Here is a 13964-nt window from a genome sequence, read left to right as displayed (position 1 = left end):
CGGGTGTCACGCTGGTACGGACCGTGGAACGCGTGGAGGGATCTGCCGTGATCACCAACGACCGCACCCCTGGCTCCCCCTGCTGGCTCGACCTCGGAACGCCCGACGTCCGGGCCGGCGCGGCCTTCTACGGCTCGGTGTTCGACTGGGAGTACCGGCCCATGGACGGCGGCCCGGAGGACGGGGGAGGGGGGACGTTCCTGAGGGACGGCAAGGTGGTGGCCGGCCTGGGGGAACTCACGGAGGAGGGCGCCCGCTCGGCGTGGATGATCTATTACTCCGTCGCCGACGCGGACGCCACGACGCGGGCCGTCGAGAGTGCGGGAGGCACGGTGCGGGTGGCCCCGGCCGACCTCGGCGACTGGGGCAGGATGGCCCAGTACACCGACCCGCTGGGCGCCGAGTTCGCCGTGTGGCAGCCGGACCGGAACGCCGGGTTCGAGCTGGCCGACGAGCCCGGCTCGCTGTGCTGGACCGAGCTGTACACCACGGACGCCCCGGCCGCCCGGGAGTTCTACGGCGAGGTCCTGGGGTGGCGGTTCGGCGACCTGCCGATGCCGGGCGGCGCCGGAGGCACCTACACGCTCATCACCCCGGCCGGTCTCCCCGAGGAACGCATGCACGGCGGCCTGATGCAGGTGGCCGCCGAGGACCTCACGTCCTCCGGCGGACGGCCCTACTGGCACCCGGTCTTCGCCGTCACCGACTGCGACGCGGCGGCCTCCCTGGTCACCGGCAACGGCGGCAGCGTGTCGGCGGGCCCGGAGGACGCCGAGGGCGTGGGGCGGCTGGCGGTCTGCGCCGACCCGTCGGACGCCGACTTCGTCGTCCTGGCGCCCGCCGCCGGGTGACTCTCCCACGACCCCGCCGATGGCCGGACGCGGCGACGGAGTAGAGTGTACGTTCGTACGCTCCGGGTTGTAGTGTCCTCCGCATGACTGTTGACGTACTGCGTCGTCGGCCTGCCCTGGCCGAACGGCAGGCCCGGGTGGCCGTCGCCGCGTTGTTCTTCACCAACGGGGCCCTCTTCGCCAACCTCCTGCCGAGGTATCCGCAGATCAAGGCGGACCTGGGCATCGGCAACGCAGCCTACGGTCTGGCCGTCGCCGCGTTCCCGACGGGGGCCATCGCGGCGGGCCTCACGGCCGGGGTGCTGATCCGCCGGCTGGGCTCGGCCCGGGTGGCGGTCGCCAGTACGCTGCTGACCGGCATCGGCATCCTCGCGGCCGGGACGGCCGGTTCGGTGCTGTGGTTCGCCGCCGCGCTGTTCATGGCCGGTGCGATGGACGCGATCACCGACGTCGGGCAGAACGCCCACGCCCTGCGGGTGCAACGCCGTTACGGCCGCTCCATCATCAACTCCTTTCACGCCATCTGGTCCATCGGCGCCGTCACGGGCGGCTCCATGGCCGCCGCCGCGATCGCCCTCGACCTCTCCCTCGGCGTGCACCTGCTGATCTCGGCGGCGCTCTTCGCGGCCGTCGCGCTCGTCGCCCTGCGGTACTGCCTGCCCGGCCCGGACACCGAACCGGAGCCGGACGCCGGCGGGGGAGGGGCGGGAACCTCCGCGCGCCGTCCGGCGGCCGGTCGGCGCACCGCCTACGTGCTGGCCGCGCTGGTCCTGATCGCCACCGCGGGCACGCTGGTGGAGGACGCGGGCAACTCCTGGGCCGCGCTCTACCTCTCGGACTCCCTGCGCGCGTCCGCCGCACTGGCCGCCTCCGGCTACATCGCCCTGGTGGGCGCCCAGTTCGTGGGCCGCCTCGTCGGCGACCGCCTGGTGGACCGCTTCGGCCAGCGCGCCGTCGCCCGGGCCGGCGGGCTCGTCGCCGCGGCCGGCATGGGCCTGGCGCTGGCCGTGCCGACGGTGGGCGGCACCGTGCTGGGGTTCGCCGCGGCCGGGTTCGGAGTCGCCACCCTCGTCCCCGCGGCCATGCAGACGGCGGACGAACTGCCCGGCCTGAAGCCGGGTTCGGGGCTGACCATTGTCTCCTGGCTGATGCGTCTGGGCTTCCTGCTCTCCCCGCCGGTCGTCGGGCTGGTCGCCGACGCGACCAGTCTGCGCGTCGGCCTGATGGTGGTGCCGCTCGCCGGGGTCGTCGTGCTGCTGTGCGCCGGAGTGCTGGCGACCCGGCGCGGGCAGGCCCGGGACGGCGAGGACGACGGCGACGGGGCCGTGACGGTGACAGCGACGGCGACGGCGCCGTGACGGCGACGCGGCGGTGACCGGCGGCCCCGCGCGGAACGCCGGACGGCCTTCCGCGGCACCCGCGTTGGAGCGTACGCGCGTACGCTCCAACCGGTACGCTCGACGGCATGCCGACGGACCACTTCGCGCACGACCCCCGCTCCAACCTCGAACGCATGCAGGCGGGTGACCCCTACATCGCCGACGACCCGGAGATCGCCCGCCGCCAGCAGCGGGCCGTGCGCCTGGCCACCCGCTACCAGGCGGCGTTCGCCGAGGACGCGGGGGCGGCGCGCCCCCTGCTGGAGGAACTCCTCGGCGCGCTGGGCGAGGGGGCCGAGGTGCGGCCGCCGCTGTACGTGGACTATGGCAGCAACATCACCATCGGCGCCCGTACCTTCGTCAACTACAACCTGACCGCCCTGGACGTCGCGGCGATCACCGTCGGCGAGGACTGCCAGATCGGGCCCAACGTCCAACTGCTCACCCCCACCCACCCGTTGGAGCCGCAGCCCCGCCGCGACAAGCTGGAGGCCGCCCGGCCCGTCACCATCGGCGACAACGTGTGGCTGGGCGGCGGGGTCATCGTGCTGCCGGGCGTGACCATCGGCGACGACTCGGTCGTCGGCGCCGGATCGGTGGTGACCCGGGACGTGCCGGCAGGGGTCGTCGCGGTGGGGAGTCCCGCCCGGCCCGTCCGCAGTCTCTGAGGGCCGGGCCGTGGCCACCGGGTACACCGATCCGCAGCGTCGCGCACGCATCCTCGACGCCACCCTGGACCTGATCGCCGAAGAGGGCATCGCCCGGGTGTCCCACCGGCGGATCGCCGGCCGTGCGGGGGTGCCGCTGGGGTCGATGACGTACCACTTCGACGGCATCGACCAGCTGCTCCGGGAGGCGTTCGGGCGCTTCACGGACCACATCGTCGCGGTCTTCGACACCCACCTCGCCGCCCCGGCCGACCGGGAGGAGGCCCGTGAGGCCGTCGTGGGCCTGGTGCACGCCCTGTCCGAGGGCAGTCAGCGGGACCTGGTCCTGACCCAGGAGCTCTACACCCTCGCGGCCCGCCAGCCCGCCTACCGGGAGCTGACCCACGAGTGGATGCGCCGCAGCCGCGTGCACCTGGAGAAGCACTTCGACCCGGACACCGCCCGCCAGCTCGACGCCCTCATCGAAGGGCTGACCCTCCACCGGGCCCTCGCCCGGGAACCGCACGGGCGTGCCCTGACCCGCGAGGCCGTGACCCGGATCACCGAGACCGGCCGGACCTGACGGCGTCCCGCGCGGTGGCGCGCGCCGGTCAGCCGGAGGGCGGCGCCGCCGCCGAGGAGTGCCGCCGGCCGCGGATCAGGGTCTCGACCCCGTCGAGCAGCCGCTCCAGGCCGAACTCGAAGTCGTAGTCCGGGTTGTCGTCGTCCTCGAAGACCCCCGCGTCGACCACCTCGCGCAGATGCGGGTGGCTGCGGGCGTCGACGAGTGAGCGCAGCAGCGTGCCGTAGCCGGACAGGTCGCCGCCGGGCAGGCCCGTGGTGCCGTCGCGGACGTGCTCCCGCAGGTCCGTGGTGAGCGTCGCCTCGTTGCGGACGAAGCCGGTGACCAGCAGCAGCACCGACAGCCGGTCGCCGGGCGGCAGCGCGGTGCCGCCCAGGGCCGCCAGACCGCGCTCCATCCAGGACAGGGTGTTGGGCGTGACCGGCGGGCCGCTGATCGGTACGCGCAGCATCCAGGGGTGGGCCAGCAGCACGGCCCGGTGGTCTCGGGCCCAGCGGGCGAGCGCCGGGCGCCAGCCGGCGTCCGGTGACGGTCCGGCGGGGGCCGGACCGGTGGCCGCGTCCACCATGAGGATCAGCAGCTCGTTCTTGGCGCTGACGTACCGGTAGAGGGACATGGGGGAGGAGCCGAGCGCCTTCGCGACCCGACCCATGGACACCGCCCCGATGCCTTCGGCCGCCGCGATCTCCACGGCGGCGGCGACGATCCGCTCCAGCGACAGCCCGGGCCGGGGCCCCTTGCCGGGGCGTTCCCGCAGGCCCCAGGCGGCTTCGAGGCTCGCGGGCAGGCCGGTGCCGGCGTGCTCGTCCCGTTCGGTCATCGTCTCCGCCTCCGCCGCCGTCGATCACCCTCATCCTAGGTCTGCGTAATCCCTACACAGAAGGGTGTACGACCTACGCGCATCTGTGTAAGGTCTACGCAGTGATGTGTAAGGCATACGCAGAGAGGGGGCGCCGATCATGACCACCGGACTGACGGGCCCGCGGCAGTGCTCCGGGACCGGGGAGCCCGCCATCGAGGCGAGCGGACTCGTCAAGGCCTACGGCGGACCGAGGGTGCTCGACGGCGTCGACCTGCGGGTCGCCCCGGGCACCGTGTACGCGCTGCTCGGACCGAACGGCGCCGGGAAGACCACGACCGTGCGCATCCTGGCGACCCTGATCCCGCCGGACGGCGGACGGGCCCGCGTCGCAGGGCACGACGTCGTCTCCGGGCGGCGCGCGGTGCGCCGCGCCATCAGCCTCACCGGCCAGTACGCGGCCCTGGACGAGGCCCAGACCGGCGAGGAGAACCTCCGCATGATGGGCAGGCTCAGCGGGCTCTCCCGCGCCGCCGCCCGCAGCCGCGCCCGCGACCTCCTGGAACGGTTCGACCTCACCGGCGCCGCCGACCGCCGCGCGGCCACCTACTCCGGCGGTATGCGCCGCCGTCTCGACATCGCCGCCGGTCTGGTCGGCGACCCGTCGGTGGTCTTCCTCGACGAACCCACCACCGGTCTCGACCCGCGCAGCCGGCAGGCGATGTGGGACGTGGTCGGCGCCCTGGCCGACTCCGGCGTCACCGTCCTGCTCACCACGCAGTACCTGGAGGAGGCCGACCGGCTCGCCGACCGCGTCGCGGTGATCGACGGCGGCCGCATCGTCGCCGACGGCACCGCCGCCGAACTCAAGAGCCGGGTGGCCGACCACCGGCTCGACCTCACCCTCGCCGACGCGCGGGCCTACGACGCGGTCCTGCGGGCGCTCGGCCCCCGCGCCGTCACCAGGAACGCCGGCCGACGGGAGATCGGCGTCGCCACCGACGGCAGTGCTTCGCACGTGCGGGCCCTGCTCGACGAGGTCGACCCCGAGCGCGTCGCCGTGCACCGGTTCGCGGTGCACGGAGCCACGCTCGACGACGTGTTCCTCGCCCTGACCGGTGACTGGACCGCCCGCGGCCACGCCTCCGGGACCGGGCACGAGCGGAAGGAGACCGGCGATGTCTGACACCCTCGCGCCCACCCCGGCATCCCGGACGCATCCGGGCCCGCGTCCACCGCGCGGGGGGCGGCCCGCGCTCGGCGGCGCCGCCATCATGACGGGCCGCGCGTTGCGGCTGAGCAGCCGCAACGTCGACGCGCTGATCACCGCCCTGGTGCTGCCCGTCCTGCTGATGCTCGTCTTCGTCTACCTCTTCGGCGGCGCCATCGACACCGGCACCCGGTACGTGACCTATGTCGTCCCCGGTGTCCTGGTGCTGTGCGCCGGGTACGGGTCCGCCGCGACCGCCGTCAGCGTCTCCACCGACATGACCGGCGGCATCGTCGACCGCTTCCGCTCGCTCGACGTCGGCGGCACCGCCGTCCTCACCGGACACGTGGTGGCCAGTGTGGCGCGCAACGTCGTGTCCACGGTGCTGGTCCTCGCGGCAGCCTTCCTGATCGGCTTCCGGCCGGAGGGCGGGCCCGCCGGTCACCTCGCCGCGGCCGGGGTGCTGCTCGCCTTCGTCCTGGCCTTCTCGTGGCTGGCGGCCGCGGTCGGTCTGCTCGCCTCGTCACCGGAGGCGGCGAGCGGCTTCACCTTCCTGGTGCTCTTTCTGCCCTACCCGAGCAGCGCCTTCGTCCCGATCGACACGATGCCGTCCTGGCTGCACGGTTTCGCCGAGCACCAGCCCGCCACCCCCGTCATCGAGGCGCTGCGGGGCCTCCTCCTGGACCAGCCGGTGGGCAGCGCCCCCTGGACGGCCCTGGCCTGGTGCGCCGGCATCACCGCCGTGTCGGTCGCCCTGGCCGGCGTCCTCTTCCGGCGACGCACCGGCGGGTGAGCGGGAGGGATGCCGGCCCTCTCCCCCTGCCGACCCCTTCACCCGCCGGCCCCCTCCACCCACCGGGCGACGACGCCCCCGCCGGTCCGGCGGCCGGCCGGCCGGCTCCGCGAACGCGCCGGTTCCGTACCGTGCCACGGCCTCGCCGACGGCCGCCGCGCCCGACCGCACGCGCGCGTGCCCGAGGCCCGTCGGCCGGGCGGGCCGGTCGCCCGTCCGGCCCGCCCGATCGGCACGGTCGGAACGGAACGCCCCGGAAGGGCCGGCGCCCGGCCGACCGAGGGCGGGGGCGGTCACCGCGTGCGGCGCCGCTCGTACCGAGCGCGGGCGGCGTGGTGCGCGTCGCGCAGCAGGCGCAGGACGGTGTCCAGGGTCCGTTCACCGGGATCGACCACGGCCACCCAGCCCAGTGCGCCGTACACCGGGTGCGGCAGCACCAGGTCGGGGGCCGTGAAATCACGGGGCAGGACCAGGGACCGCGGCTCCTCCCCGGTCAGCCGGCGGAACTCCGCCTTCGCCACCCGGCAGTTGACCCGCCAGCGGCCCGGACGGTCGAGGCCGGAGGCGGTGTCGCCGGGCTGGTCGCGGGTGACGACCGTGCCGTAGGGCTGGGCGGTGGGCGACGGCCGGCCGTCGGGGGCGTAGAAGAAGAAGGCGTCGCCCCAGGCCGCCTCCGGCGAGCCGTCCCCCGGTGCGGGGACGAGCACGTGGGACCCCTCGAAACCGCGCACGGCCGTGATGATCTGCTCCATACTCATGGTTCAACCATGACCTTCACGTGCTTCTATGGGGTTCGCCGATGGACCGCCCCTCCGGCCCGGCCCGCGCCCGCGTGCTCCGCACGGCCGACGTCGCCCGGGAGTCGGGGTACTCGCCGCAGCAGGTGCGCGATCTCGAACGGCTGGGCGTGATCCCGGCGGCCGGCCGGTCGGACAACGGCTACCGCCGTTACACGCCACTGCACGTACGGGCCCTGCGGGCCTACCGCGGCCTCGCGCGGGCCGCCGGACCGGTGGAGGCCCGGGGCCTGCTGGTCCGGCTCCGCGCGGCCCCGCTCCCCGAGGCGGCGGCCGCCGTCGGCGCGGTCCACGTACGTCTCGCCCGGGAGCGGGAGGAGGTGATGCGGGCCCAGCGGGCGCTGCTGCTCATCCGGGAGGAGGCGCGGGGAACGGGCGCCGGCGGGGACGGCGACTCCATGACCATCACCGAACTCGCCGGGGCGCTCGGCGTGCGGCCCTCGACGCTGCGGTTCTGGGAGCAGGAGGGTCTCCTCGCTCCCGAACGCGTCACGTCCCAGCGCGCCCGTCGCTACACCGCCGCCGCCGTGGCGGAGGCCCGGATCGTGGCGGCCCTGCGCGGCGGCGGCCACTCCATCCCCGCCGTGCGGGGGATCATGCGGTCGCTGGAGGGGTTCGGCGGCCCCGAGGAGGCGCACCGCATCCTGCGGCACCGCCTGGACGACCTCGCCGCGCGGACCGTGGCCCTGCTGGAGGCCGGCGCGGATCTGGCCGCGGTGCTGAGGGCCGAGAGGGCCGCGGTCCAGGGGTCGTGCCCCCGGCGGCTGCCGACCCCGGACGGGCCGCGGAAGACTACCGTCGCCCGCCCCTCCCCGCAGGGTGTGCCCGTCGACGGTGGGCCGTCCGGGCGAAGAGTCGTAAGATCCCGTTTAATGTGCTTATCATCCTTCATGTCCAGGGTACGGATGGGTCAGTTGTGACCCTTTCCAGCCAAGGAGCTACCCATGGCGGAACGCACTGCACGTCGACGGGGCTACAAAGAGGGCCTCGGCGGCGAGATGATCGCTGAGTTCCTCGGAACCTTCGTCCTGCTTCTGTTCGGTCTGGGATCCGTCGCCGTCGCCGTGGTCGGTCTGCCCGGCTCCGGCCGGCAGGCGGTGGACTTCGGACCCGCCAACTGGCTCATCATCGCCTGGGGATGGGGTCTGGCCGTCGTCTTCGGCGTGTACGTGGCCGGCGGCATCAGCGGCGCACATCTCAATCCGGCGGTGACCCTCGGGTTCGCCGTACGGCGGGACTTCCCGTGGAACAAGGTGCCGGCCTACTGGCTGGCCCAGATCGCGGGAGCCTTCGTCGCCGCGGCACTCGTCTACGCGAGCTACCGGTGGGCCATCGACGCCGCCAACGCGGAGGCGGGGCTCGCACGGGACGAATCACTCCCCACCTATTCGATCTTCGCCACCTTCCCCGCCGAGTACTTCGGCAATTCCTGGTGGGGCCCACTGCTCGACCAGATCATCGGCACCGCGATGTTGCTGATGCTGATCTGCGCGGTGATCGACACCCGCAACACGGCGCCGATGGCCAACCTCGGGCCCTTCATCATCGGCCTCATCGTCGTCGCGATCGGTCTGACCTTCGGCACGAACGCCGGCTACGCGATCAACCCGGCCCGCGACTTCGGCCCACGCCTCCTGGCCTACTTCGAGGGATGGGGGGACATCGCCTTCCCGGGCAGTTTCGAATGGTTCAGCGGCTACTGGTGGATCCCGATCCTCGGACCGCTCATCGGCGGCGTCATCGGCGTCCTGGTCTACGACTGGCTCATCGGCCCGCTGGTCAAGGCCCGCACCGCCGAGGCCGAGGAGCGCGAGGAGGGCCCGGCCACCCCCGAGCCGTAGGCACCCGCCCCCGTCCGGCATCGCGGCGGCGAACGGCGTCCCGTTCGCCGGGCGGGGGGCGACGCCGCCGGAACGGGGCACCCACCACGAGACAACGCACCACGAGGAGAGGTGGCACACCATGCCCGATTTCGTCGGCGCGGTGGACCAGGGCACCACCAGCACCCGCTTCATGATCTTCGACCACTCCGGGAACGAGGTGGGCAAGCACCAGCTCGAGCACCGCCAGATCCTGCCCCGGTCCGGCTGGGTCGAGCACGACCCGGTGGAGATCTGGGAACGCACCAACACGGTGATCCAGAACGCCCTGCGCACCGCCGGGCTCACCGCGGCGGACCTCCAGGCCATTGGCATCACCAACCAGCGCGAGACCACCGTGATCTGGGACCCGCGCACGGGCCGCCCGTACTACAACGCCGTCGTCTGGCAGGACACCCGCACCGACCGCATCGCCGCGGCCCTGGAACGCGACGGTCACGGCGACACCATCCGCCACAAGGCCGGTCTGCCGCCGGCCACCTACTTCGCCGGCGGCAAGATCAAATGGCTGCTGGAGAACGTCGAGGGGCTCCGGGAAGCCGCAGAGGCGGGCCACGCCCTGTTCGGCACCACCGACACCTGGGTGCTGTGGAACCTCACCGGCGGCCCCAACGGAGGCGTCCACGCCACCGACGTGACCAACGCCAGCCGCACCATGCTGATGAACCTGGAGACCCTCGACTGGGACGACGAGCTCCTGGAGATCCTCGGCGTACCGCGCGCCATGCTGCCGACGATCAACCCCTCGTCCCACCCGGAGGCGTTCGGGCAGGCGCGCACGTCCCGCCCGCTGGGCGCCGCCGTGCCGATCACCGGTGTCCTCGGCGACCAGCACGCCGCCACCGTCGGCCAGGTCTGCTTCGCCCCCGGCGAGGCCAAGAACACCTACGGCACCGGCAACTTCCTGGTCCTCAACACCGGTACGGAGCTGGTCCGTTCACAGAACGGACTGCTCACCACGGTCGCCTACCAGTTCGACGGCGCGCCGCCCGTCTACGCGCTGGAGGGCTCCATCGCCGTCACCGGGGCCGCCGTGCAGTGGCTGCGCGACCAGCTGAAGATCATCCAGACCGCCGCGGACAGCGAGCAGCTGGCCCGGTCGGTCGAGGACAACGGCGGCATGTACTTCGTGCCGGCCTTCTCCGGTCTGTTCGCCCCCTACTGGCGTTCCGACGCCCGGGGCGCGATCGTCGGGCTCGCCCGCTACAACACGGGCGCGCACATCGCCCGGGCGACCTTGGAGGCGATCTGCTACCAGAGCCGGGACGTGGTCGACGCCATGGAGCAGGACTCCGGCGTGCACCTGGACGTCCTCAAGGTCGACGGCGGCGTCACCGCGAACGACCTGTGCATGCAGATCCAGGCCGACGTCCTGGGCGTCCCCGTCAGCCGGCCCGTGGTGGCCGAGACCACCGCCCTGGGCGCCGCCTATGCGGCCGGGCTCGCCACCGGCTTCTGGAGCGACACCGACGAGCTGCGCTCGCACTGGCAGGAGTCCAAGCGCTGGGAGCCCCAGCTGAGCGAGGAACAGCGCCAGGAGGGCTACGCGGGCTGGAAGAAGGCCGTCGAGCGCACCCTGGACTGGGTCGAGGTGAGCTGACGGGACGGCCCCGCCCACCCGCACGGGTTCCCCGGCGGCCCGCCCCGGACGACGCGCGACCGGCTCACCGGTCGGCGATGTCCTCGCGCAGGCCGTCGGAGAACTCCCACCACGCCAGCGGGAGCCAGTCGCCGCCCACGAAGGCGTCGACCGTCGCCCCCCGGCCACGGACGGTCACGGTCGTCCCCGGGGGGTAGGTGGTGCCGGACAGGCCCGGCACCGGGACCAGCAGGGTCCCCAGTCGTTGAGCTGACATTTCTGGGCCATCCTCATGCCGTGCCCACGCGGGCACACGGAACGTTGCGTTCACGGGGACATTACCGATTTGCCCCCCGAAGAGGCCCGGAGAACCATTGAGATATGAGTCACGCGCCTTTCCGCGGCCGCGTGGAAAGGGGGCGCGTGGCACACCGCTATGCGTTCTCGAGCGGAGGGAGCGGCCATGAAGGCCGTCGTGTACCAGGGCCCCTTCAGCGTCTCGGTCGAAGAGGTCGACAAACCTGCGATCCAGCACCCCAACGATGTGCTCGTCAAGGTCACCTCCACCGCGATATGCGGCTCCGACCTGCACATGTACGAAGGCCGCACCGCGGCCGAACCCGGCATCGTCTTCGGTCACGAGAACATGGGGATCGTCGAGGAGGTCGGTGAGGGCGTCACCACGCTCAAGGAGGGCGACCGGGTGGTCATGCCCTTCAACGTCGCCTGCGGCTTCTGCCGGAACTGTGCCGAGGGATACACCGGATACTGCACGACCGTGAATCCCGGATTCGCGGGCGGCGCCTACGGATACGTGTCCATGGGGCCGTGGCAGGGAGGCCAGGCGGAATACCTGAGGGTGCCGTACGCCGATTTCAACTGCCTGAAACTGCCTCAGGGCACCGAGCACGAGACCGACTTCGTGCTGCTCGCCGACATCTTCCCCACCGGCTACCACGGCTGCGAACTCGCCCAGGTCCGCCCGGGCGACAGCGTCGCGGTGTACGGAGCCGGCCCGGTCGGCCTGATGGCCGCCTACTCCGCCCTGCTGCGGGGCGCGAGGCAGGTGTTCGTCGTGGACCGGGTCGCGGACCGTCTGCGGAAGGCCGAGGAGATCGGTGCGACGCCGATCGACTTCTCCCAGGGCGACCCGGTGGAACAGATCAAGGACCAGACCGACGGCGTGGGCACCGACAAGGGCGTGGACGCCGTCGGCTACCAGGCGACCACCGGCGGCTCGGACGAGGAGCAGCCCGCCATCGTGCTGAACTCGCTGGTCGGCACGGTGCGGCCCACCGGCGCGCTGGGCGTGCCCGGGCTCTACGTCCCGGCCGACCCGGGTGCTCCCGACGAGCAGGCCAAGCAGGGCATGCTCCTGGTGGCGATCGGCAAGCTCTTCGAGAAGGGCCTGCGGGTGGGCACCGGGCAGTGCAACGTCAAGCGCTACAACCGGCAGCTGCGCGACATGATCATCGAGGGCCGGGCGAAGCCCAGCTTCGTCGTCTCGCACGAACTGGGCATCGACGAGGCGGCCTCCGCCTACGACAAGTTCGACAAGCGTGTCGACGGCTACACCAAGGTCGTGTTGCATCCCTGAACCGGGGTACTCCGGTCCGGCCCGCGGGTGACACCCGCGGGCCGGAGCGTGTCCGGCGGCCGTCACTCCACTGCCGCAACCGCCGCCCGCGGTCGGCAGGACAGCCGGTGACCAGCGCTGATACGTTCCGTCACGGAACGTCGTCTCCCGGAAAGGAACGCGGCCACGTCCCCCAACGGCAACGGGCCCGAGCCCGATTTCTCGGCGGTCAGGCGTCACCCCAGGCTCTTCCGTGCCGCCCAGCGCCGCCAGAACCCGCGGCTGCGCCGGTCCGACATCACGATCACCGACGAGCAGGCGGTCAAGCGCGCGGTGAAGGCCGCGTCGCTCGGCAACGCCATGGAGTGGTTCGACTTCGGCATCTACGCCTATCTGGCGGGCACCATCGGCCGGGTCTTCTTCCCCTCCGGCAACGAGACCGTGCAGCTGCTGTCGTCGTTCGCCACGTTCGCCGTCGCCTTCCTGGTGCGACCGCTCGGCGGCATGGTCTTCGGCCCCATGGGCGACAAGATCGGCCGCAAGCAGGTCCTGGCCCTGACCATGATCTTCATGGCGATCGGCACCGCCGCGATCGGCATGCTGCCCACGTACGCGGCCGTCGGCTTCTGGTCCCCGGCGCTGCTGATCGTCTTCCGCCTGCTCCAGGGCTTCTCCACCGGCGGTGAGTACGGCGGCGCCTCGACCTTCATCGCCGAGTACGCCCCGGACAAGCGGCGCGGCTACTTCGGCAGCTTCCTGGAGCTCGGAACGCTGGCGGGGTACACCGGCGCGGCGGGCCTGGTCACGGCGCTGACCGCGTGGCTCGGCAGCGAGACCATGGACGCCTGGGGCTGGCGGATCCCGTTCCTGATCGCCGGGCCGCTGGGCATCGTCGGCATCTACCTGCGGCTCAAGCTGGACGACACCCCGGCCTACCTGAAGCTGGAGCAGGAGAACGTCCGGGTCTCCGAGGCCGCGGACCGGGTCGAGACCACGGCACGGGGCGGACTCGCCCGGGTCTTCCGGGAGCAGTGGCGCATGCTGGTGCTCTGCATCGCCCTGGTCGGCGCCTACAACATCACCGACTACATGCTGCTGTCGTACATGCCGACGTACCTGTCCGACGAGCTGCACTACAGCGAGAGCCACGGGCTGCTCATCCTGGTCGCCACCATGGTGGTGCTGATGCTGGTCATCAACCGGGTGGGCCGGCTGTCCGACCGGTACGGCCGCAAGCCCCTGCTGATGACCGGCATGCTGGGCTTCTTCTTCCTGTCCGTGCCGGCGTTCCTGCTGGTGAAGCAGGGCAGTCTGCTCGCCGTCTCGGCCGGCATGCTGATGCTCGGCCTGTCCCTGGTCTGCCTGCTCGGCACCATGTCGGCGGCGCTGCCGGCCATGTTCCCGACGTCGGTGCGCTACGGCTCGCTGTCCGTCGGCTACAACCTGTCCGCCTCGATCTTCGGCGGCACCACCCCCCTGGTCATCACCGCCCTGATCGGCGCGACCGGCTCGGACATGATGCCCGCCTACTACGCGATGGCGGCGGCGCTGGTCGGCATCATCGCCGTGGCCTGCATGAAGGAGACGGCGCAGCAACCGCTGGAGGGATCGCCGCCGTCGGTGCAGACGCCGGAGGAGGCCGCGGAGATCGTCGAGTCGCAGGCCCCGACGCCGAGGTTCTGACGCCCCCACCGGGACGGGGACGGGGGAGGAGAGCGGGGGCGTGGGCGGGGGACGCGGGTGCCGGGTGGGGGACCGGAGCACGACCGGGTGACGGGGGGGTGCCTCTATGTCTTCCGTCAAGGCGCCCAGGTTCGGTTTGGGGTGGTTTGGCTTGTGGGGGTCATGCGGCGAGTTCGACGTCCTCGGG

At 72.6% G+C, this 13964-nt stretch carries 13 protein-coding genes and 1 pseudogene; 11 read left to right on the top strand and 3 right to left on the bottom strand.

The genetic code is table 11. The annotated features are described in order from the left end of the window. Positions 1-47: 47 nt before the first annotated feature. The 4 genes from AB0F01_RS20960 (at position 48) to AB0F01_RS20945 (ending at position 3460) form a co-directional block, all read left to right on the top strand. Positions 48-851 carry a VOC family protein gene (locus tag AB0F01_RS20960; protein WP_362097722.1) on the top strand — a complete coding sequence of 268 codons (804 nt, stop codon included), beginning with the start codon at positions 48-50 and terminating at the stop codon, positions 849-851. Positions 852-934: 83 nt separating this feature from the next. Next, positions 935-2209 (top strand): MFS transporter, encoded by a 1275-nt coding sequence (locus tag AB0F01_RS20955; RefSeq protein WP_362097720.1) that lies wholly within the window; start codon positions 935-937, stop codon positions 2207-2209. Positions 2210-2316: 107 nt separating this feature from the next. Further along, on the top strand, positions 2317-2898 hold the full coding sequence (locus tag AB0F01_RS20950; protein WP_362097717.1) for a sugar O-acetyltransferase: 582 nt from the start codon (positions 2317-2319) through the stop codon (positions 2896-2898). Between the two features lie 10 nt (positions 2899-2908). After that, complete coding sequence (locus AB0F01_RS20945) at positions 2909-3460, top strand: TetR family transcriptional regulator (RefSeq protein ID WP_362097714.1); 552 nt, start codon at positions 2909-2911, stop codon at positions 3458-3460. A 28-nt stretch (positions 3461-3488) separates the two neighbouring features. On the opposite strand, the gene AB0F01_RS20940 is transcribed toward AB0F01_RS20945, so the two are convergent. Continuing rightward, a complete protein-coding gene (locus AB0F01_RS20940) occupies positions 3489-4280 on the bottom strand; it encodes a TetR/AcrR family transcriptional regulator C-terminal domain-containing protein (RefSeq protein ID WP_362097711.1) in 792 nt (263 codons plus the stop codon). Positions 4281-4419: 139 nt separating this feature from the next. Here AB0F01_RS20940 and AB0F01_RS20935 point away from each other — a divergent pair, with 139 nt between their 5' ends. Both AB0F01_RS20935 and AB0F01_RS20930 read left to right on the top strand, forming a co-directional pair. Further along, a complete protein-coding gene (locus AB0F01_RS20935) occupies positions 4420-5445 on the top strand; it encodes an ATP-binding cassette domain-containing protein (protein ID WP_362097708.1) in 1026 nt (341 codons plus the stop codon). A gap of 88 nt (positions 5446-5533) precedes the next feature. Then, a complete protein-coding gene (locus AB0F01_RS20930) occupies positions 5534-6262 on the top strand; it encodes an ABC transporter permease (RefSeq protein ID WP_362098195.1) in 729 nt (242 codons plus the stop codon). 293 nt (positions 6263-6555) lie between these two features. Here the strand turns inward: AB0F01_RS20930 and AB0F01_RS20925 are convergent, their stop codons facing one another. Continuing rightward, complete coding sequence (locus AB0F01_RS20925; RefSeq protein WP_362098192.1) at positions 6556-7014, bottom strand: DUF6194 family protein; 459 nt, start codon at positions 7012-7014, stop codon at positions 6556-6558. A gap of 47 nt (positions 7015-7061) precedes the next feature. On the opposite strand from AB0F01_RS20925, the pseudogene AB0F01_RS20920 reads away from it, so the two are divergent. The 3 genes and pseudogenes from AB0F01_RS20920 to glpK form a co-directional block, all read left to right on the top strand. After that, positions 7062-7781 (top strand): annotated as a pseudogene (locus tag AB0F01_RS20920) (MerR family transcriptional regulator); the annotation flags it as partial. Between the two features lie 222 nt (positions 7782-8003). Beyond that, a complete protein-coding gene (locus tag AB0F01_RS20915) occupies positions 8004-8900 on the top strand; it encodes an MIP family channel protein (protein ID WP_362097705.1) in 897 nt (298 codons plus the stop codon). A 121-nt stretch (positions 8901-9021) separates the two neighbouring features. Further along, the gene (gene glpK, locus AB0F01_RS20910; RefSeq protein WP_362097703.1) at positions 9022-10539 is read left to right on the top strand and encodes a glycerol kinase GlpK; all 1518 of its coding nucleotides are present in this window, start codon (positions 9022-9024) and stop codon (positions 10537-10539) included. Positions 10540-10603: 64 nt separating this feature from the next. Here the strand turns inward: glpK and AB0F01_RS20905 are convergent, their stop codons facing one another. After that, positions 10604-10795, bottom strand: coding sequence for a hypothetical protein (locus AB0F01_RS20905; protein WP_362097700.1), 192 nt, complete (start codon positions 10793-10795; stop codon positions 10604-10606). Positions 10796-10981: 186 nt separating this feature from the next. On the opposite strand from AB0F01_RS20905, the gene AB0F01_RS20900 reads away from it, so the two are divergent. Together AB0F01_RS20900 and AB0F01_RS20895 are read left to right on the top strand one after the other, a co-directional pair. Continuing rightward, a complete protein-coding gene (locus AB0F01_RS20900) occupies positions 10982-12115 on the top strand; it encodes a glutathione-independent formaldehyde dehydrogenase (RefSeq protein WP_362097698.1) in 1134 nt (377 codons plus the stop codon). Between the two features lie 120 nt (positions 12116-12235). Next, a complete protein-coding gene (locus AB0F01_RS20895; protein ID WP_362098189.1) occupies positions 12236-13777 on the top strand; it encodes an MFS transporter in 1542 nt (513 codons plus the stop codon). Positions 13778-13964: the final 187 nt, after the last annotated feature.

Origin of the sequence: Streptomyces sp. NPDC029526, from assembly GCF_040637405.1 — a bacterium.
In the GTDB taxonomy this organism is placed as follows: domain Bacteria; phylum Actinomycetota; class Actinomycetes; order Streptomycetales; family Streptomycetaceae; genus Streptomyces.
The sequence above is the reverse complement of the archived record's forward strand: the minus strand, read 5'-3'. Positions and strand labels throughout refer to the sequence as shown.